The organism is Kribbella voronezhensis (genome assembly GCF_004365175.1).
GTDB classification, from domain to species: Bacteria; Actinomycetota; Actinomycetes; order Propionibacteriales; family Kribbellaceae; genus Kribbella; species Kribbella voronezhensis.
On record NZ_SOCE01000001.1, the window covers coordinates 4,667,027 to 4,685,132 of the forward strand.

The following is an 18,106-nucleotide window of genomic DNA, read 5'->3' on the forward strand; positions in this document are numbered from 1 at the left end:
GTGTCCCAGTCTGCCAGTAGGGTTACTGGCCATGACGATCGACGCCACGATGGTCGGCCGGAGCTACACGGCCGCCGAGTCCTATCAGGTCGGCCGGGAGAAGATCCGCGAATTCGCCGAGGCGATCGGCGACCCCAACCCGGCGTACCGGGGTGACGACGCCGTCGCGCCGCCCACCTTCGCGTTCGTGCTCAGCGCGCCCGCGCTCGATCTGCTGCTGGCGGATCCGGAGCTCGGGCTGCGGCTGGACCGGATCGTGCACGGCGCGCAGAAGTTCAACTACGTCCGGCCGATCCGGGTCGGCGACGAGGTGGCCGCCACGGCGACCATCACCACCGTCCGCAAAGCAGGTGACGTCGAGGTGATCATGTACGAGACCGTCCTGACCGGTCGCGACGGCGAGCAGCTCGCCACCTCCACCGCGACCGTCTCGCACAACCGGGCGGACTCGTGAGCGCGGTCGAGGTCGGCACCGAGCTGCCGCCGCTGACGGTCACCGTCCGCCGCGAGAACCTCGTCCGGTACGCCGGTGCGAGTGGCGACTTCAACCCCATCCACTGGAACGACCGGATGGCCGTCGCGCTCGGCCTGCCCGGCGTGATCGCGCACGGGATGCTCACGATGGCCTCGGCCGCCCGCGTGGTGACCGACTGGCTGAGCGACCCGGCCGACCTGATCGAGTACGGCGTACGGTTCACCAAGCCGGTCGTCGTACCGGATGACGACAAGGGCGCCACGATCACCTTCTCGGCGAAGGTCGACAAGGTCGCCGACGGCCGGGCCGAGATCGACATCACCGCGGTCTGTGGCGACGAGAAGGTTCTCGGCCGGGCCAGGGCGGTAGTGCGCGTCTCGTGAAGACTGATGTGCGTCTGGCCGACCTGACCACCCTGCGGGTCGGGGGGCCGGCTGATCGCCTGATCGAGGCGACCACCGAGGAAGAACTGATCACCGCCGTACGGGATGCGGACGCCGCTGCCGAGCCGGTGTTGCTGCTGTCCGGTGGCAGCAACGTGGTGATCGCCGACGACGGGTTCCGGGGCACCGTGATCAAGGTCGCCAACCGCGGGATCCGGGTCGACGCGGACGCCTGTTCGGGCGCGATGATCCACGTCGCCGCCGGCGAGGACTGGGACGAGGTCGTCCAGCGTGCGATCGCGGAGGAGTGGTCCGGGCTCGAGTCGATGTCGGGCATCCCCGGCCTGGCCGGTTCGACACCGGTGCAGAACGTCGGCGCGTACGGGCACGAGGTGGCCGAGACGATCGCGTCCGTCCGGGTCTGGGACCGGGTCGACAACGCGGTCCGGACGATCTTCGCGGCCGACTGCGGGTTCAGCTACCGCACTTCGCGATTCAAGGCCGAACCTGCGCGGTACGTCGTACTGGAGGTCGCCTTCCAGTTGCCACTCGGTGATCTGTCCGCGCCGATCGGATACGCCGAACTCTCCCGGGTTCTCGGCGTCGAGCAGGGTCAGCGGGCGCCGATGACCGACGTCCGCGAGGCCGTCCTCGGGTTGCGCCGGAGCAAGGGGATGGTGCTGGACGAGGCGGACCACGACACGTGGAGCGCCGGGTCGTTCTTCACCAACCCGATGCTCGAGGCGACCGCCGACGTACCGGCGGGTGCGCCACAATGGCCGCAGCCGGACGGCCGCGTGAAGACGAGCGCGGCCTGGCTGATCGAGCACGCCGGCGTGGCCAAGGGATTCGCGATCGGCGGAGCGGCGGTGTCGTCCAAGCACACCCTCGCCCTCACCAACCGCGGCGACGCGACAGCCAAGGAAATCCTCGCCCTGGCCGCCCACGTCCGCGCCGAAGTCCACCAGGCCTTCGGCATCACCCTCACCAACGAACCAGTCCTGGTGAACTGCTCCCTCTGACCTTCCCCGTACTGCGTAGCTCGGGTCAGCGCTCGTCTGCCGGGTGATCGTGGGTTGCCGGATAAGCGTGCACCACGGCCGTTCGCAAACGCGGTACGGCGTGGGTCAGTTCGTGTTCGGCGTCGTGGGCCAGACAATGCGCCTGGGTGCTGTCGTCGGCATCGATGACCAGGTCGACGTCGGCGTGCAACTCGTGACCGATCCAGCGCATGCGGACGCGGCGTACTGAGCGAACTCCAGGGAGCGCAGCGAGCGCGCCTTCGGCGGTGTCGACGGTGGCTGGGTCGACGGCGTCCATCAGTCGACGGAAGACGTCGCGGCCCGCGGTACGCAGTACGGCGAGGATGGCGATCGTGATGACGAGGCCGATCAGGGGGTCGGCCAGGGGGAATCCGGCGGCGACTCCGGCTGCGCCTAGTACGACGGCCAGCGAGGTGAGGCCGTCGGTGCGGGCGTGCAGACCGTCGGCGACGAGCGCAGCCGAGCCGATCCTGCGGCCCACCCGGATGCGGTAGACGGCGACCGCTTCGTTGCCGGCGAAACCGATCACACCGGCAACGGCAACCCAGCCGACGTTGTGGACCGTCACCGGATCGATGAGCCTGCGGATCGATTCCCAGCCGGCGACGAGAGCTGACAGCCCGATCATCAGAACGACGAACAACCCGGCCAAGTCTTCGGCCCGGCCGAAGCCGTACGTGTAGCGGCGGGTCGCGGCCCGGCGGCCGAGGACGAACGCGATCCACAACGGCAGAGCGGTGAAGGCGTCGGACAGGTTGTGCACGGTGTCGGCCAGGAGCGCGACCGATCCCGAGACCGTCACGACCAGCAGTTGCAGGATGGCGGTCACGGCGAGCGCTACGAGGCTGACTTTGACAGCCCGGATCCCGGCGGCGCTGGATTCGATCGCGCTGTCGATCGAGTCCGCGGCGTCGTGAGAATGCGGCCGGATCGCGTGACGAATCCACTGCCGCCAACCCTTCGCCCCATGTCCGTGTCCGTGGCCGTGCCCGTGCTCGTGGCTTGGTTCGCTGCCTGGCCTACATCCGTGGTCATGTGCATGCCCCTGGTGGAAGGCGTCTTGATGATGGCTTTGCGGGCGCTGGTGCGTCATCGGGCTGCCTGTTCGTCGGGTGTGCTGAGGTCGCGGCCCGGGTGCAGTTGGGCCAGTTCCTCGTCGCCGAGGTGGTGAGCCGGGATGCCGGGTCCGGCGTGCTCGACGTTGTAGATCGCGTCCGCGACGAGCCGGCCGACGTGATCGTTCTCCAGCCGGTAGAAGACCTGCGTGCCTTCTCGCCGGGTTCGCACCAGCCGCGCCATCCGGAGCTTGGCGAGATGCTGTGACACCGACGGCGCCGGTTTCCCGACCTGGTTTGCGAGCTCGTTGACCGGCAGTTCGCCGCCCATCAACGCCCACAACACCTGAATCCGGGTCGCATCGGCCAGCATCCGGAAGACCTCGACCGCCAGATCCACCTGATCTTCAGGCAACCTCCGCCGACGCCCTCCACTATCTGCACGCATACGCAGATAATAGAACTCCACTGCCCCAAACCCCAACCGCGAGACGGCTGACATCGGGTATGCTGATGCTTGCTCGGGGCAATAGCTCTTGAGAAGTGAACCCGGCAGCCATCCGGACGGTTGGTGAGCCGGGTTCTGCGCGTCTAGACGCGATTGAGGACCCAAGGCGCCGTGATCAACTGACGCCACTCACCGCCCTTCGCCCAGGCCCAGACGACGGCATCCGGTACCCACAGCATGGGATCGAGGTGAGGTGCCAGGAGCTCGTACTGCAGGGTTTCCGCGCAGCCGAAGCTGCGTACAGCCTGGAAGAGAACCTGCCGATCGAACTCGAGCGTCGACTCGTCCCGTTCGATGACCAATCGTTCGGCGTTGGCGGACAGGTTGGCCACGATCGCGCAGGCAACGGGCGCGGCCGTCGGAGTTCACTTTGGGGGTCAGATACAGGTCGACGCTGAGGGGCAACTCGCCGATGGCTGAGAGGACTTTGCGTTGGCGAGCGGGGGATTCTTTCTGGAAGTGAATGCGTCGTTGGCGCGGCAGCAGGAGCTCGGAGATCGCTCGACGGCTGGCGTTGACGTGGTTGGCGGGACAAGTGGCGGCTGCCATCAGTAGGCCGCGGGCTTTGTTCTCGTCTACGAACGCATGCCGGGGAACGCCGCTGACTAGTGAAGGCACGGGTGGTTCTGTACGAGGGCGGGTCAGGTGAGGGGGAGGGTCTTGCGGGTGGTCCATTCGTACAATTGGTGGTCTCGGTGGAGGGTTATGAGGGAGATGGCCGAGATGGTGGTGGTTGCGGTGGCTGACGGGGCTTGGGCGAGGAGGGCTCGGAGGGGTGCGGCGGGGGCTGGGGTGTTCCAGTAGCCGAGGGAGATGTGGGGGTTGAGTTGGGGGAGCTCGGGGATCGCGTCGAGGCCCCAGACGTCGCCGATGGCGGCTCGGATGCGGTTGCGGAGGTCTTGCAGGGGAGCGACGGGGGTGACCGGGAGTTGGACCGTTTCGGGGTCGACGACGGCTGGGCCGACCGTCACCTGGAACGGGGATCGGCGGGCCAGCCGTGATTCGGCCGCCAGGACGATCTCGTCCAGGTCGGCGTCCGGGACCCGGTCGGTGAATCCGACGCCCTGCATGGTCAGGTGCAGCCACTGCTTCGGGACCGGGGTGACCTCGGGCATCCGGGCCAGCACGTCGGCGTACGAGTTGGCCAGGCCAACCACCGACGCGGACTCGGCGAAGGTGAGATGCCAGGTGTAGAAGGATCGGCCGACCCGCCAGCCGGGTCGCCAGTACCAGTGGTCGCGGACCTCATCGGTCATCGGTCACTCCAATCAGTCGATCCGGCCGCGTGTCGGCGGCCGGGCGTCGGACGAATTCACGGATGCCCTCGTACATCGCTTGGGCCTTGCTCTCCTCGGCGTAGCGCTCGCCCCGGGTGAGCGCGGCGACCTCGCTGATCCGGTGGATCAACGGCCGGACCCTGTACTCCGAGGGAATGGCGAGCACTGGTCTCAGGGCTTCCAGGGCACCGTCGAGCTCGCCGACCTCCAGTCGTCCCTTCACCTGCTGCAACCGGACCATCCGCTCGGATCCGTAGTTGCGCAGGGCGTGCGGAGCCGCCTCGAACAGCGCGACGCCACGATCGGCGTGCTGGAGCGTGTACTGCGCTTCGCCGAGGGTCAGGTGCGCGTCCGACCAGATCCCCTCCGCGCGTTCCGGCGTACAGCGGAAGGGGCCGCCGAGGTCGGTGACGGCCGGGTTGATCGTGGTCCGCTTCGCGGCGGCCAGCGCGTCGCGGGCGTCGTCCATCCGCCCCATCCGGCCCAGGTCGACCGCGGCCACGCTCGCGAGGAACAGGGCCGCCGTGCCCTCGGCGTACCGGAGTCCGTCCAGGGCGTAGTCGGCGGCGCGGGCGAAGTCGTCCTGCCAGAACGCGGCGGTGTGCTGGGTGGCGCGGACCCAGGCGCGGAGTTCGTCGAAGTCGGCGGCTTCGGCGCACGCCCAGGCGGTCCGGGTGTGGCTCTCGGCGACGTCGGGCCGGCCGAGGTCGACCGACATCCAGCCGAGCAATGTGATCGCCCAGCCGGCCGCGGCGTACAGGTCGCGGGTCTGGTGCGGTGGCTGCCGGCCGGACAGCAGTTTGAACGCGCGGTCGCGGACCACCTTGGTGCGCTGGAAGAGCGGCTTGGTCGGCACCTTGAGGTAGTTCAGCGCGATCCGCTCGATGTCGGCGTGCAGTTGTTCGACGGTGAGGTCGCCGACGTTGGACTCCTCGGCGAGGGCGAGCATCGTGATCGACTCGTCGCCGGCGTCGATCAGCTCGTCGGCCAGTCCGGCCGTCGAACAGTGCGTCAGGTCGGACTCGAAGGAGCCGGCCGGACCGGACTGGATGAAGCCGAGCTCGCTGTCGCTGCTGACGTTCAGCACGTGCCGCAGCCCCGATCGGTACGCCGCGCCCGGCCAGCGGACGGCACCGCGTTCGAGCTTGGCGATGTAGTGCCCGTCGAGGTCGTACTGCATCCCGGTCGTCTCCCACAACCAGCTGCAGACCGCCTCGGCGAGCTCGGCGCGGGACATGTACTCACCCGGCGCGCGCCGCGACGGTGTCCGCTCCCGCGCGGCTCGTAACAACCCGTTGGCCTCTGACATGGCGGTAACTGTAGGTGCCCAACCACGTTCTGCGACGGCCGAAACCGCCTCTGTGGATGACCTGCCCCACGATGCCCCGAGATGCCCCGAGATGCCCCGATTTCCTGCCCTGCTTGAGGGTCTCGTTAGGGTGAGGCGTGCCCGAAGAAGCTGTCACCACCCTGCGTGCGGAGCTTGGTTCGTTCGAGCGGGCCGAAGAGGCGTTCGCGTTGCTGGAGACGTTTCTCGAGGTGGCGCAGCCGCGGATCGGGTCGGCGGTGCTGGATCCGTCGCGGCTCCAATTGCCGGACGAGATGACGGACGACCGGTCGGTCGTTCGAGAGTTGATCGACGCGATGCCGGCGGCCGAGCCCAAGCGGGCGTGGTATTCCGCCGTACCGGAGCGCGAGTACGACCTGCGCGACGAGCAAGCGCGCTGGGATTACACGCGGCTCGCGTATTGCTCGCGGCTGGCGACGGTGTGGAGCAAGGGCCGGAGGACCACCTACTTCGAGGTCGCTGATCAAACCACAGCCACTTACTGGCTGCCCGACTCCCTCAAGGCCTTGTACTTCGACAGCATCAGCGCCAAGGGCTGGGAGATCCCGCCCGACTGGCTGGCCGCAGTACCGAAGTACAAGAAGCCCTGGTGGAAGCGGTTCTAGACGGCAGGGAGCTTTTCGAGCGCGCTGGCGACCGATGCCTGGAGGTCGGCGTCGTCCCAGGAGCGATCGGTCATCGCGCCGGACAGGTAGGCGTCGTACGCCGCCAGGTCGAGGTGCCCGTGTCCGCACAGCGCGGTCAGGATCACCTTCTCCTCGCCGAATTCCTTGCAGCGTTGGGCTTCCTCGATCGCGGCCGCGAGGGCGTGCGTCGGCTCCGGCGCCGGCACGATCCCCTCGGTCCGGGCGAACAGGACGCCGGCCGCGAAGCAGTCGGACTGGTTCTTCGCGATCGCCTCGATCTCGCCGGTCTCGTAGAGATGGCTGATCAGCGGGCTCATCCCGTGGTACCGCAACCCGCCGGCATGGATCGGGTCGGGCACGAAATCGTGCCCGAGCGTGTGCATCTTCATCAGCGGCGTCATCCCGAGCGTGTCGCCGAAGTCGTAGGCGTACGTCCCCTGGGTGAGCGACGGGCACGCGGTCGGCTCGACAGCCCGTACGACGGGCGCCATCCGGCCCGCCCATTTCTCCCGGAGGAACGGGAAGGCCAGGCCGCCGAAGTTCGACCCGCCGCCGGTGCAGCCGATCAGCAGGTCCGGTGTCTCACCGACCATCGCGAGCTGGATCAGCGCCTCCTCGCCGATGATCGTCTGGTGCAACAGGACGTGGTTCAGCACGCTGCCGAGCGCGTAGTGCACTGTCGGGTCCTGCACCGCCATCTCGACCGCTTCACTGATCGCGATCCCCAGGGAGCCGGTGGAGTCAGGGTTCTCGGCGAGGATCTTGCGTCCGGCCTCGGTCAGGTCCGAAGGGCTCGGGTGCACGGTCGCCCCGAACACCTCCATCATCGTGCGCCGGTACGGCTTCTGGTCGTACGACGCCCGCACCTGCCAGACCTCGCACTCCAGCCCGTACTGCGCGCACGCGAACGCCAGCGCCGTTCCCCATTGGCCGGCGCCCGTCTCCGTGGTGAGCTTCGTGACGCCCGACTTCGCGTTGTAGTACGCCTGCGGAACCGCCGTGTTCGGCTTGTGCGAGCCGGCCGGGGACACGCCTTCGTACTTGTAATAGATCCGCGCGGGCGTATCCAGCGCCTTCTCCAGCCGGTGCGCCCGGTAGAGCGGACTCGGCCGCCACAGGCGATAGACGTCGAGCACCTCACCAGGAATGTCGACGTACTGGTCCTGTGACACCTCTTGCATGATCAGGTCCATCGGGAACAGCGGCGCGAGATCGTCCGGCCCGACGGGCTGTCCGGTGCCGGGATGCAGCACCGGCGGCGGTGGCGTCGGCAGATCGTGCAGCACGTTGTACCAGCGGGTCGGCAGCTCGTCCTCGGGCAGCAGGATCTTCGTCGGGGTCATGCCGCAAAGTTAGGCCCGCGCCCAGCCCGCCGCAATGCCCTCGCAGTGTCCTCGTAAGGCACCCGCCGAGCACTCGGCCTGCACTGGCTAGGAAGCCACCGGCGCGGGCTGGTCGACACCGAGCCACTCGTCGATCTCCGCGAGCAGGCCCTTCTGTACGTCGGCCGGCGCGGTCGACGCGAGCACCGAGCCTCGGGCCAGCTCAGCCAGCTCGGTGTCGTTGAAGCCGTGCACATTCCGAGCCGTCTCGTATTGCTCTGCGAGCCGGGAACCGAACAGCAGCGGGTCATCCGCTCCGAGCGCGATCCGCGCACCGGCGTCGTACAGCTGCCGCAGCGGCACGTCCTCGGCGTGCTTATAGACACCCAGCGAAACGTTGGAGGCCGGGCAGACCTCCAGCGCAACCCCGGCGTCGACCACGCGCTTCAGCAGATCAGGGTTCTCGACTGTGCGCACCCCGTGGCCGATCCGGCCGGCGCCGAGCTCGTCCAGGCAGGTCCGCACCGTCGCCGGGCCGCACAGCTCACCACCGTGCGGTACTGCGAGGAGCCCCGCGTTCCGCGCGATCCGGAAGGCCGCGCCGAACTCCGACGTCGTCCCACGCCGCTCGTCGTTGGACAGCCCGAAGCCGACGACTCCACGGCCGACGTACTGCGCCGCGAGGCGCGCCAGCGTCCGCGCATCGAGGGGATGCCGGGTCCGGTTCGCCGCGATCACCACCTGCACGCCGATCCCCGTCGAGGCGGCGGCATCGCGCGCAGCGTCCAGGACCAGATCGGTGAACTCGGTGATGCCGTGGAAGCGGCCGGCGTACCCGGACGGGTCCACTTGGATCTCGAGCCAGCGAGAGCCGTCTGCCCGGTCGTCCTCGGCCGCCTCGCGGACGAGGCGGCGTACGTCGTCCTCGGTTCGCAGTACGGACCGGGCGATGTCGTACAAGCGCTGGAAGCGGAACCAGCCGCGCTCGTCGGCGGCGGACAGATCCGGCGGCCAGTCGGTGCGCAGCGCGTCGGGCAGCCTGACGCCGTGCTTGTCGGCCAGCTCGACCAGGGTCAGGTGCCGCATGGAGCCGGAGAAGTGCAGATGCAGGTGGGTCTTCGGCAGCAGCCGCAGGTCCCGACTCGTCATCACAGAAGGTTACCGACGATCAGTGTTCAGACAGAAATCGGCCCGTCCGGCCGGGAGCCGGACGGGCCGACGCAGTCAGCCGAGGAGCTTTTGGATGCGGGAGACGCCTTCGACCAGGTCGTCGTCGCCGAGCGCGTACGACAGGCGCAGGTAGCCGGGGGCGCCGAAGGCCTCGCCCGGTACGACGGCGACCTCGGCCTCGTCGAGGATGATCTCGGCCAGTTCGGTGGAGCTGGTCGGCGTACGGCCGTTGATCTCACGGCCGAACACACCCTTCACCGACGGGTAGGCGTAGAACGCGCCGGTCGGCTCGGGGCACTCGACGCCGGGAATCTCGTTCAGCATCGAGACCATCAACTTGCGGCGCCGGTCGAACGCCACCTTCATCTCGTCGACCGCGGTGAGGTCACCGGTCAGGGCGGCGATCGCGGCGCGCTGGGCGACATTGCAGACGTTCGACGTCTGGTGCGACTGCAGGTTGGTGGCGGCCTTGATGACGTCCTTCGGGCCGATCATCCAGCCGACCCGCCAGCCGGTCATCGCGTACGTCTTGGCGACACCGTTCAGTACGACGGTCCGGTCGGCCAGCTCCGGTACGACGACCGGCAGCGAGGTCGACTTCGTGTCGCCGTACGTCAGGTGTTCGTAGATCTCGTCGGTGATCACCCAGATGTCGTGCTCCAGCGCCCAGCTGCCGATCGCCTCGATCGCCTCGGGGGTGTCCACCGCGCCGGTCGGGTTCGACGGCGAGCAGAACAGCAGCGCCTTGGTCTTCTCGGTCCGGGCCGCTTCCAGTTGCTCGACGGTGACCAGGTAGTTCTGGGTCTCGTCGGCGAGCACCTCGACCGGTACGCCGCCGGCCAGCTGGATCGTCTCGGGATAAGTGGTCCAGTACGGCGCCGGCAGCAGCACCTCGTCGCCCGGGTCCAGCAGCGTCGCGAACGTGTTGTAGACCGCGTGCTTGCCACCGTTGGTGACGAGCACCTGGCTCGCCTCGATCTCGTAGCCGGAATCCCGCTTCGTCTTGTCGACGATGGCCTGCTTGAGCTCCGGCAGACCACCCGCCGGGCTGTAGCGGTGGTTCTTCGGATCGCGGGCGGCCGCGACGGCCGCCTCGACGATGTAGTCCGGGGTGGGGAAGTCCGGTTCGCCGGCGCCGAAGCCGATCACCGGGCGGCCGGCGGCCTTGAGCGCCTTCGCCTTCGCGTCCACCGCGAGCGTGGCCGATTCACTGATTGCACCGATCCGTGCAGAAATACGGGAGACCATGCGGCCCATCCTGGCACTGCTGCCAGGTACGTCACACCTCGGTATCGCCCACTGGCACAGCCCCGGACCGCTGCGGCGGCGACCGGCAGGCAACCGCGACGAGTACCGGCCGACGGGTGTGGTGCGGAACTCATCCCCACCCCGCGCCGTTGTCGGATGGTGGAGAAGGTATGGTTCTGCCCGCGGTACGGCGTCCGGAGTGGGGCGTGGCGGGCGCTCGGAGCCTCACCTGGGCTCAGTTCGACCAGGTGGCCCCGACCCCGTACACTCTTCTAGTCCGGGCGTTGATGGCCCTGATCCGGCATGCCCTGGATCAGGTCCGGCGGCGTCTGGGAAGCAGTACCAGATTTGCAGAGGGCACTAGCTCAACTGGCAGAGCATCGGTCTCCAAAACCGAAGGTTGGGGGTTCAAGTCCCTCGTGCCCTGCAAATCCTGACCGGCGCAGGGCCGGCCAGGGACGCCGCTAGCGAAAGAGGTAGGTCGTGACGGAGACGCGCACCCCGGCACCGTCCGGCGCCGGCAAGCCGGCGGAGAGCAAGTCGGGCAACCGGCTGCTGCGCTTCTATCGCCAGGTCGTCGCCGAGCTTCGCAAGGTGGTCTGGCCGACCCGCAAGCAGCTGTCCACCTACTTCATGGTCGTGCTGACCTTCGTGGTTTTCGTCATCGCGATCGTGTCGGTGCTCGACCTGGTCTTCGGCTGGGCGATGTTCAAGATCTTCGGCTGATCGACCAGAGCCAGCCGGCACCAGCCTGACCCACCCCCGATGCACAGATGACGGAGTACAACGTGCCCGACCAGCGTGACGACGAGGTCCTCGAGGTAGAGGACGAGTTCGACGTATCCGCTGACTCCGGCGTCGACCTCGGCTTCGACCTGGACGACGAGGACGACGACGACCTGTTCGCCGATCTCGACGTCGAGATCGCCGACGACGACGAGGACGATGTCGAGGTCGACGCGGACAGTGAGTACGCCGCCGACGACGAGGCCGAAGCGGGCACGCCCGACGAGGACGACTCCGACGACGAGCCGGTCGTGGTGGTCGACGCAGCCGACGACGCGGAGGACGACGAGGTCGTCACCGCCGCCGATGTCGACGACGCCGCGGACGAGCTGGCCGAGGAGACCGCCGAGACCACGCTCGACGACACCGACGAGGAGCTCGCCGCGCCCGACGCGGTCGTCTTCTCCAGTGCCGGCGACGACGAGTCCGGCGAAGACACCTCCGACGAGGACGACGACGAAGAAGCCGAGGAAGCGGAGCCGGCCGAGCCGGTCGACCCGCTGGAGGAGCTGCGCAACACGCTGCGCTCCCAGATCGGCGACTGGTACGTGGTGCACACGTACTCAGGGATGGAGAACCGGGTCAAGGGCAACCTGGAGAACCGGATCAACTCCCTGAACATGGAGGACTACATCTTCGAGATCATCGTGCCGACCGAAGAGGTCGCCGAGATCAAGAACGGGCAGCGCCGGATGGTGAAGCGCACCGTGCTCCCCGGGTACGTGCTGGTCCGGATGGACCTGACGGACGAGTCCTGGTCGACCGTGCGGCACACGCCGTCGGTCACCGGCTTCGTCGGGAACAGCCAGAAGCCCGTCCCGCTCAGCCTCGAAGAGGTCGAGAAGATGCTCGCTCCGGCCGTCGTGGCGGCGGCCGAGGCGGCGGCAGCCGAAACCGGCGCCGCACCCACCAAGACCGCGGCCAAGAAGAAGGTCGAGGTCGCCGACTTCGGCGTCGGTGACTCGGTCATGGTGGTCGACGGGCCGTTCGCGACCCTGCACGCCACGATCACGGAGATCAATGCCGACGCCCAGCGGATCAAGGCGCTGGTGGAGATCTTCGGCCGGGAGACCCCGGTGGAACTCAGCTTCAGCCAGATCCAGAAAGTCTAAGGACCCGAGAGAATGCCTCCCAAGAAGAAGATCGCTGCCCTCGTGAAGGTGCAGCTCCAGGCCGGTGCCGCGACGCCGGCCCCGCCGGTCGGTACCGCGCTCGGTCCGCACGGCGTCAACATCATGGAGTTCTGCAAGGCGTACAACGCCCAGACGGAATCCATGCGTGGCAACGTCGTGCCGGTCGAGATCACCATCTACGAAGACCGCTCCTTCACGTTCATCACCAAGACGCCGCCGGCGCCGGAGATGATCAAGAAGGCCGCGGGCCTGCAGAAGGGTTCGGCCGTCCCGCAGAAGGACAAGGTCGGCAAGATCACCGCTGACCAGGTCCGCGAGATCGCCACCACCAAGATGCCGGACCTGAACGCCCGCGACATCGATGCCGCGATGAAGATCATCGAAGGCACCGCGCGGTCGATGGGTGTCGTCGTCGAGAAGTGACCCGACGGCCCCGGCCGACGGAACGTAGTACGCAACAGCAGTTGTGGCAGGGCGAAGCGCCGCCCGTGACACCACATCCCAGAGAGGAACAAACATGACTCAGCGCAGCAAGAGCTACCGCGCCATCGCGGAGAAGATCGACTTCGACAAGCTGTACACGCCGCTGGAGGCCGTCAAGCTGGCCAAGGAAGCGGCGGCCGGCAAGAAGCTGAACTCCACCGTCGACGTCGCGATGCGCCTCGGGGTCGACCCCCGCAAGGCCGACCAGATGGTGCGCGGCACCGTCATCCTTCCGCACGGCACCGGCAAGACGGCACGGGTCCTCGTCTTCGCCACCGGTGAGAAGGCCGAGGCCGCCAAGGCCGCCGGCGCCGACTTCGTCGGCGACGACGACATGATCAAGAAGGTGACCGACGGCTGGCTCGACTTCGACGCCGTCGTCGCCACCCCCGACCTGATGGGCAAGGTCGGCCGGCTCGGTCGCGTGCTCGGACCGCGTGGTCTGATGCCGAACCCGAAGACCGGCACCGTCACCCCCGACGTGACGAAGGCTGTCAACGAGATCAAGGGTGGCAAGATCGAGTTCCGGGTCGACCGGCACGCGAACCTGCACTTCATCATCGGCAAGGCCTCCTTCGACGAGGCCCAGCTGGTGGAGAACTACGGCGCCGCACTGGAGGAGATTCTCCGGCTGAAGCCCTCCAGCTCCAAGGGCCGCTACATCAAGAAGACCGTCTTCTCGACCACGATGGGTCCGGGCGTCCAGGTGGACCCCAACATCACCCGCAACCTGCTCGAGGAGCCGGCCGAGGCCTGAGCCTCACCGCTCCAACCGAAAGACCCCGGTCAGTTGGCCGGGGTCTTTCGCGTACTACGACCCCGCTTCGCACCTCCTGCGTCGGCGAGGAGACCGCCTTCGCGGGATGTGAGTGCTCCGCGTCCGCGTGCATCACCTGATCGTCCGCAGGCTGAGAGTTCGCCAACGTGGCGCCCGTCGCCGAGAACCTCAGCGGAGACGGACCACCGGAGTGGGCAGGTTGAGCGACTAGCGCAGTGCCCGCGAAGGTGCACGCACTGAGTAGCCACACCAGCCAGTCAGCTCTGCGACCCGGACACCTCGCCGACTCTCGGCCGCAACCGAGGAGCGGCGTACCGGGGCGGGTGGGTAGAGCGCCGACGGAGGAGGCGCGAAGCGGGCGGAGTGCTCAGAGATCAAGCAGGTCAGGTGAAAGACCAGCGAGAGTTGGTACGCCGATCAGGCGCATCGCGTGGTCGAGTTCGTCGGCGAGGTCGCCGAGCAGGCGGGTTACTCCCGCGGAGCCCCCGACCGTGAGGGCCCACAGCGCAGGTCGGCCGACGAAGACGGCACGGGCGCCGACGGACAGCGCCGCGAGGACGTGTTCGCCTCGCCGGATGCCGCCGTCGACGTACAGTTCGGTGCTGGAACCGCTGAGTGCCTCGGCCACCTCCGGCAGAGCGCGTGCGGTGGAGATCGAACCGTCGAGTTGGCGGCCGCCGTGGTTCGACACGATCACGCCGGCGGCGCCCGCGTCGGCGCAGCGCTTGGCGTCGTCGCCGCGGAGTACGCCCTTGACGACCACCGGGAGTCCGGTGCGTTCGGCGAGCCAGCCGATGACATCCGGCGTGAGGTCGTCCGCCTTGCCGAGATCCTCGTCGGAGTACTCGTCCAGGTTCGCCAGCAAGTGCCCCTCCGGGATCACGTCCCAAACGGTCGGCCCCTCGTCCTCCTTCCGCCCGACGACCGGTGTATCGGCAGTCAGTACTACGGCTCGCGCGCCCGCCGCCACCGCCTTGTCGAGCATCCGGAGCGTCACGTCGCGGTTCTTCACCACGTAGATCTGCAGCCACCAGGGTGCGCCGACAGCACCGATGTCGGCGAACGTCGTACCGGCGTTGCTGGAAATGCCAAGGACCGAGTTGGCCGCGGCGACTCCGGCTGCCATCGCCGCCTCGCCGTCCGGGTCGGCCTGTCGCTGGAGCGTGGTCGGAGCAACCATCACCGGTACGTCGATCGGCGTGCCGAGCACGGTGGTCCGCAGCTCGACAGTGGACACGTCGGTCAGCACGTGTGGCCGGAACCGGTACGCCGCCCAGGCCGCAGTGGCCTCCGCGGCGCTGACTCCGGCGGCCGAGCCTTGCCGGAAGTACCGGTGCACAGGTTCGGGGAGCTTCTCGGCAGCAGCCGCTTCCAGGGAGTCGATCCATCGCATGGCAGTGATCGTGCCATCAAGCGGTCGGCCACCGCGCGCGAATTCGGCCGATATGCACGGACCCGCACTGGACCCGGCCAGGTACAGTGGATGACGTGAAGCAGCACGGGCAGCGATTTCTGCGCCCCGGCCGGCACTGCGGTGCCGACGGGGTGAGTCGCTGCTGCGCTCTCTCCTGAGGTGACCGCGGCCGGTCGGGGTGTCTTCTCCTCCGAACCCGCTGCTCACCCTGGAGTGAAACCTCATGTCTGTCCTGACCATTGAAGAACTGCACACTGCTCTGTCTCTGCGCGACCTTGCCGACCCGGCCCAGGGCCCGCACGCGATCCAGTTGATCGTCGACTCGATCCGTACCGCGCTCAGCCAGGCCTGGCCGTACACCGAGATCTGGACCAGGCGGGACCATCCCGTGGTCTCGCTCGCCGACAACTACGACAATCTCGGGTACGCCGCCGACGCGGTGACTCGGGAGGAGCGCTACACCCGATACGCCTCGCCGGGTCAGGTACTGCGGAGCCACACGTCCGCCATGATCCCGCCGGCGCTACGCGAGCTGGCCGGCTCCGAAGCGTCCGACGTACTGATGGTCTGCGCGGGCATCTGCTATCGCCGCGACTCCGTCGACTGGCAGCACACCGGTACGCCGCATCAGCTCGACCTGTGGCGGCTCAGCCGCAACGTCACTCTTGGAGAGGCCGAGTTGGAGGACATGATCGCTCGCCTCGTCGAGACCGTGTTGCCGGGCCAGACGTATCGCACGGTTCCGGCCGTGCATCCGTACACGATTCACGGCCGGCAGATCGACGTACTGCTCGACGACCAGTGGATCGAGATCGGCGAATGCGGCGTCGCGGCACCCGCCGTACTGCGGCGCGCCGGGCTCGACGATCGCTGGACCGGCCTGGCGATGGGGCCTGGTCTGGACCGATTGCTCATGCTGCGCAAGGGCATCCCGGACATTCGGTTGCTTCGGGCAACAGATCCACGAGTCGCCGGGCAGATGCTCGACCTCACGCCGTACAAGCCGGTCTCGTCGATGCCACCGATCCGGCGAGACCTGTCGCTCGTGGTCGGTGAGTCGGCAGATCTGTCGGACGAGGTGCTGGGTGACCGCGTTCGGCAGGCTTTGGGTGCTGACGCGGAGGCCGCGGAATCCGTCGAGGTACTGGGCGAAACGTCGTACGCCGACCTGCCGGAGGCGGCGCGGAACCGGCTCCGGCTTCGCCCGGGTCAACGCAACGTGCTGCTCAGGCTCATCCTCAGATCCCTCGACCGGACCTTGACCGACTACGAGGCCAATGTCCTTCGCGACAAGGTGTACTCCGCCTTGCACGAAGGGCCGGTCCTGGAGTTGATCGTCAGCTGAGCGAGCCGAACCGACGGGCTACTCCTGACCGAGTTGGGCTAGGCGCTCGGTCAGGAAGGCCCGTTCGGCTTCGTTGCCGGTCAGTTCGAGAGCTCGGCGGTAGGCGGTCGCGGCCTCGTCGCGGCGACCTGAACGCTCGAGCAGGTCCGCTTTGATGGCCGGCAAGTACTGGTACCGGTCGAGCCGGCCGTCCTTTTCCAGTTCCTCGAGCTCGTCCAGCGCCTGAGCCGGGCCGGCGACCATCGAGACTGCGACGACGCGGTTCAACGCGACCACCGGTGACGGCCAGACCGTCAGCAGTTCGTCGTAGAGGGTGACGATCTGCGGCCAGTCGGTCTGGTCGTAGGCCGGCGCCTCGGCATACAGGGACGCGATCGCTGCCTGCAGGATGTAGCGGCCCGGTCGGCCGCCGCGAAGACCGGTGACGATCAGTTCGTGTGCTTCGGCGATTGCTGAACGGTCCCACCGGGATCGATCCTGTTCCTCCAGTCGCAGCAACCGTCCCGCGGCATCGACCCGCGTGGCGCGGCGCGCGTCGGTGACCAGCAGCAGTGCGAGCAGACCGCGCACCTCCCGCTCGTCGGGCATCAGCTCGCGCAGCATTCGCGCCAGGCGCAGCGCCTGCTCGACCAGGTCGGTACGCAGCAGCGAATCGCCTGATGGGGCAGTGTGCCCGGTGGTGAACAGCAGGTGGATCACGGCGAGCACGCTGCGCAGCCGATCCGGCAGCTCGGCGGCGGCCGGGACGCGGTACGGGATCCGGGCGGTCGAGATCTTCTTCTTCGCCCGCGTCATCCGGGCGGCCATCGTCGACTCCGAGACCAGGAACATCCGGGCGATGTCGCTGGTGGACACTCCGCACACGAGTCGCAGGGTGAGCGCCAGTTGCGCGTCTTCGGCCAGGGCCGGGTGGCAGCACAGGAAGATCAGCCTGAGCCGCTCGTCCGGTACGACGTCCACGGCTTCCTCCTCGACCGATCCGGCCGGTCCGACTGGTCCGACCGGTTCGTCGTCGGCAACCTCGTCGGGCTCCAGCAGGAGCGGCAGCTTCGAGCGCAGCACCCGCTCCCGCCGTACCCCGTCCATCGCACGGCGCTTGGCCGTCGTGGTCAGCCAGGCGATCGGCTGCCTGGGGACACCGTCGCGCGGCCATCCCACCAACGCCGCCGCATAGGCCTCCTGCACGCACTCCTCGGCGAGATCCAGATCCCGCGTCACCCGCGCGGTCGCGGCCAGCACCAGGCCCCAGCCGCGACGATGGGCGTCCGCGACAGCTGACTCGACCTCGCCCGGAGTCGTCATCTCATTCCTCGGCCGGCTGGGCCACCACGCCGCCACTGTGGACGGGACGCACCTCCACCCCACCGCCCTGCTGCGTGGCAGGGTTGCGGCGAGCGATCTCCAGGGCGGCGTCCAGGTCGGGGGCTTCGATCACATAGAAGCCCGCCACGACCTCCTTGGCCTCCACGAACGGTCCGTCCGTGACGACATCGCCCCGGATCGACGTCGCCATCTCCCGAGGCGTCAGGGCGAACGCGGCCACCATGGCGCCGGTCTCCGTCAGCTCGTCGGCGTGCGTGTCATGGGTCTTGAGGTCTTCGGCGGTGGCGTCCAGAGCGTGCGCGGAGTCGTTCGCGTAGATCAAGATCGCGTACTGAGCCATGGTGTCTCTCCTTCATCGATCGGCTGTCGTTCTACTCCTCTGTCGAACG

At 68.1% G+C, this 18,106-nt stretch carries 20 protein-coding genes and 1 tRNA gene; 10 read left to right on the forward strand and 11 right to left on the reverse strand.

Going from position 1 to position 18,106, the window contains the following annotated elements; translation table 11 throughout:
- The first annotated feature begins 31 nt into the window (after positions 1–31).
- The 3 genes from EV138_RS21795 to EV138_RS21805 are packed head-to-tail and all read left to right on the forward strand — an operon-like array spanning position 32 to position 1,880.
- Positions 32–454, forward strand: coding sequence for an FAS1-like dehydratase domain-containing protein (locus tag EV138_RS21795; protein ID WP_112243332.1), 423 nt, complete (start codon positions 32–34; stop codon positions 452–454).
- Positions 451–858, forward strand: a complete 408-nt coding sequence (locus EV138_RS21800; RefSeq protein ID WP_133980680.1) for a MaoC family dehydratase — start codon at positions 451–453, stop codon at positions 856–858. The genes EV138_RS21795 and EV138_RS21800 overlap by 4 nt, the downstream gene beginning before the upstream one ends.
- On the forward strand, positions 855–1,880 hold the full coding sequence (locus EV138_RS21805; protein WP_238158279.1) for a UDP-N-acetylmuramate dehydrogenase: 1,026 nt from the start codon (positions 855–857) through the stop codon (positions 1,878–1,880). The genes EV138_RS21800 and EV138_RS21805 overlap by 4 nt, the downstream gene beginning before the upstream one ends.
- 25 nt (positions 1,881–1,905) lie before the next feature.
- Here EV138_RS21805 and EV138_RS21810 read toward each other — a convergent pair whose 3' ends face one another.
- The 5 genes from EV138_RS21810 to EV138_RS21830 form a co-directional block, all read right to left on the reverse strand.
- The gene (locus EV138_RS21810) at positions 1,906–2,994 is read right to left on the reverse strand and encodes a cation diffusion facilitator family transporter (protein ID WP_133980681.1); all 1,089 of its coding nucleotides are present in this window, start codon (positions 2,992–2,994) and stop codon (positions 1,906–1,908) included.
- The gene (locus EV138_RS21815) at positions 2,991–3,356 is read right to left on the reverse strand and encodes an ArsR/SmtB family transcription factor (protein WP_369410811.1); all 366 of its coding nucleotides are present in this window, start codon (positions 3,354–3,356) and stop codon (positions 2,991–2,993) included. The genes EV138_RS21810 and EV138_RS21815 overlap by 4 nt, the downstream gene beginning before the upstream one ends.
- Before the next feature lie 191 nt (positions 3,357–3,547).
- A complete protein-coding gene (locus EV138_RS21820; RefSeq protein WP_133980683.1) occupies positions 3,548–3,796 on the reverse strand; it encodes a hypothetical protein in 249 nt (82 codons plus the stop codon).
- 309 nt (positions 3,797–4,105) lie between these two features.
- Complete coding sequence (locus EV138_RS21825) at positions 4,106–4,720, reverse strand: 2'-5' RNA ligase family protein (protein WP_133980684.1); 615 nt, start codon at positions 4,718–4,720, stop codon at positions 4,106–4,108.
- The gene (locus tag EV138_RS21830) at positions 4,710–6,050 is read right to left on the reverse strand and encodes an NsdA family TPR-like regulatory protein (RefSeq protein ID WP_238158281.1); all 1,341 of its coding nucleotides are present in this window, start codon (positions 6,048–6,050) and stop codon (positions 4,710–4,712) included. The genes EV138_RS21825 and EV138_RS21830 overlap by 11 nt, the downstream gene beginning before the upstream one ends.
- Before the next feature lie 137 nt (positions 6,051–6,187).
- Here EV138_RS21830 and EV138_RS21835 point away from each other — a divergent pair, with 137 nt between their 5' ends.
- Entirely contained in the window at positions 6,188–6,694 is a 507-nt protein-coding gene (locus EV138_RS21835; protein ID WP_133980685.1) for a hypothetical protein, read from the forward strand.
- Here the strand turns inward: EV138_RS21835 and EV138_RS21840 are convergent.
- The 3 genes from EV138_RS21840 to EV138_RS21850 all read right to left on the reverse strand — a co-directional run bounded on the left by EV138_RS21840 (position 6,691) and on the right by EV138_RS21850 (position 10,455).
- Entirely contained in the window at positions 6,691–8,058 is a 1,368-nt protein-coding gene (locus tag EV138_RS21840) for a TrpB-like pyridoxal phosphate-dependent enzyme (protein WP_133980686.1), read from the reverse strand. The genes EV138_RS21835 and EV138_RS21840 overlap by 4 nt on opposite strands.
- A gap of 87 nt (positions 8,059–8,145) precedes the next feature.
- Entirely contained in the window at positions 8,146–9,186 is a 1,041-nt protein-coding gene (locus tag EV138_RS21845) for an adenosine deaminase (RefSeq protein ID WP_133980687.1), read from the reverse strand.
- A 75-nt stretch (positions 9,187–9,261) separates the two neighbouring features.
- Positions 9,262–10,455 carry a pyridoxal phosphate-dependent aminotransferase gene (locus tag EV138_RS21850; RefSeq protein WP_202866790.1) on the reverse strand — a complete coding sequence of 398 codons (1,194 nt, stop codon included), beginning with the start codon at positions 10,453–10,455 and terminating at the stop codon, positions 9,262–9,264.
- Between the two features lie 354 nt (positions 10,456–10,809).
- Between EV138_RS21850 and EV138_RS21855 the strand changes: the two genes are divergently transcribed.
- The 5 genes from EV138_RS21855 to rplA all read left to right on the forward strand — a co-directional run bounded on the left by EV138_RS21855 (position 10,810) and on the right by rplA (position 13,614).
- Positions 10,810–10,882, forward strand: a tRNA-Trp gene (locus EV138_RS21855).
- A 56-nt stretch (positions 10,883–10,938) separates the two neighbouring features.
- Complete coding sequence (gene secE / locus EV138_RS21860; RefSeq protein WP_112243312.1) at positions 10,939–11,181, forward strand: preprotein translocase subunit SecE; 243 nt, start codon at positions 10,939–10,941, stop codon at positions 11,179–11,181.
- A gap of 47 nt (positions 11,182–11,228) precedes the next feature.
- Positions 11,229–12,353: a transcription termination/antitermination protein NusG gene (nusG, locus tag EV138_RS21865; RefSeq protein ID WP_202866791.1), complete on the forward strand. Its 1,125-nt coding sequence runs from the start codon at positions 11,229–11,231 to the stop codon at positions 12,351–12,353.
- Between the two features lie 12 nt (positions 12,354–12,365).
- Positions 12,366–12,797 carry a 50S ribosomal protein L11 gene (rplK, locus tag EV138_RS21870; RefSeq protein WP_112243308.1) on the forward strand — a complete coding sequence of 144 codons (432 nt, stop codon included), beginning with the start codon at positions 12,366–12,368 and terminating at the stop codon, positions 12,795–12,797.
- 94 nt (positions 12,798–12,891) lie between these two features.
- On the forward strand, positions 12,892–13,614 hold the full coding sequence (gene rplA, locus EV138_RS21875; RefSeq protein WP_112243305.1) for a 50S ribosomal protein L1: 723 nt from the start codon (positions 12,892–12,894) through the stop codon (positions 13,612–13,614).
- Between the two features lie 388 nt (positions 13,615–14,002).
- Here the strand turns inward: rplA and EV138_RS21880 are convergent, their stop codons facing one another.
- Complete coding sequence (locus tag EV138_RS21880; RefSeq protein ID WP_133980689.1) at positions 14,003–15,028, reverse strand: alpha-hydroxy acid oxidase; 1,026 nt, start codon at positions 15,026–15,028, stop codon at positions 14,003–14,005.
- A 244-nt stretch (positions 15,029–15,272) separates the two neighbouring features.
- Here EV138_RS21880 and srmL point away from each other — a divergent pair, with 244 nt between their 5' ends.
- Complete coding sequence (gene srmL, locus EV138_RS21885) at positions 15,273–16,394, forward strand: PheS-related mystery ligase SrmL (protein WP_133980690.1); 1,122 nt, start codon at positions 15,273–15,275, stop codon at positions 16,392–16,394.
- A gap of 18 nt (positions 16,395–16,412) precedes the next feature.
- On the opposite strand, the gene EV138_RS21890 is transcribed toward srmL, so the two are convergent.
- Both EV138_RS21890 and EV138_RS21895 read right to left on the reverse strand, forming a co-directional pair.
- Entirely contained in the window at positions 16,413–17,696 is a 1,284-nt protein-coding gene (locus EV138_RS21890; RefSeq protein ID WP_133980691.1) for an RNA polymerase sigma factor, read from the reverse strand.
- Between the two features lies 1 nt (position 17,697).
- Positions 17,698–18,057: a YciI family protein gene (locus EV138_RS21895; RefSeq protein WP_133980692.1), complete on the reverse strand. Its 360-nt coding sequence runs from the start codon at positions 18,055–18,057 to the stop codon at positions 17,698–17,700.
- Positions 18,058–18,106 lie beyond the last annotated feature (49 nt).

What these genes read in the sequence shown, in the direction of transcription:
- EV138_RS21895 (WP_133980692.1), bottom strand. Translation starts at nt 18,057, where the DNA reads ATGGCTCAGTACGCGATCTTGATCTACGCGAACGACTCCGCGCACGCT.
- EV138_RS21840 (WP_133980686.1), bottom strand. Translation starts at nt 8,058, where the DNA reads ATGACCCCGACGAAGATCCTGCTGCCCGAGGACGAGCTGCCGACCCGC.
- rplK (WP_112243308.1), top strand. Translation starts at nt 12,366, where the DNA reads ATGCCTCCCAAGAAGAAGATCGCTGCCCTCGTGAAGGTGCAGCTCCAG.
- rplA (WP_112243305.1), top strand. Translation starts at nt 12,892, where the DNA reads ATGACTCAGCGCAGCAAGAGCTACCGCGCCATCGCGGAGAAGATCGAC.
- EV138_RS21810 (WP_133980681.1), bottom strand. Translation starts at nt 2,994, where the DNA reads ATGACGCACCAGCGCCCGCAAAGCCATCATCAAGACGCCTTCCACCAG.
- EV138_RS21830 (WP_238158281.1), bottom strand. Translation starts at nt 6,050, where the DNA reads ATGTCAGAGGCCAACGGGTTGTTACGAGCCGCGCGGGAGCGGACACCG.
- EV138_RS21880 (WP_133980689.1), bottom strand. Translation starts at nt 15,028, where the DNA reads ATGCGATGGATCGACTCCCTGGAAGCGGCTGCTGCCGAGAAGCTCCCC.
- EV138_RS21825 (WP_133980684.1), bottom strand. Translation starts at nt 4,720, where the DNA reads ATGACCGATGAGGTCCGCGACCACTGGTACTGGCGACCCGGCTGGCGG.
- EV138_RS21850 (WP_202866790.1), bottom strand. Translation starts at nt 10,455, where the DNA reads ATGGTCTCCCGTATTTCTGCACGGATCGGTGCAATCAGTGAATCGGCC.
- srmL (WP_133980690.1), top strand. Translation starts at nt 15,273, where the DNA reads ATGTCTGTCCTGACCATTGAAGAACTGCACACTGCTCTGTCTCTGCGC.
- EV138_RS21845 (WP_133980687.1), bottom strand. Translation starts at nt 9,186, where the DNA reads ATGACGAGTCGGGACCTGCGGCTGCTGCCGAAGACCCACCTGCATCTG.
- EV138_RS21890 (WP_133980691.1), bottom strand. Translation starts at nt 17,696, where the DNA reads ATGACGACTCCGGGCGAGGTCGAGTCAGCTGTCGCGGACGCCCATCGT.
- nusG (WP_202866791.1), top strand. Translation starts at nt 11,229, where the DNA reads ATGACGGAGTACAACGTGCCCGACCAGCGTGACGACGAGGTCCTCGAG.
- EV138_RS21795 (WP_112243332.1), top strand. Translation starts at nt 32, where the DNA reads ATGACGATCGACGCCACGATGGTCGGCCGGAGCTACACGGCCGCCGAG.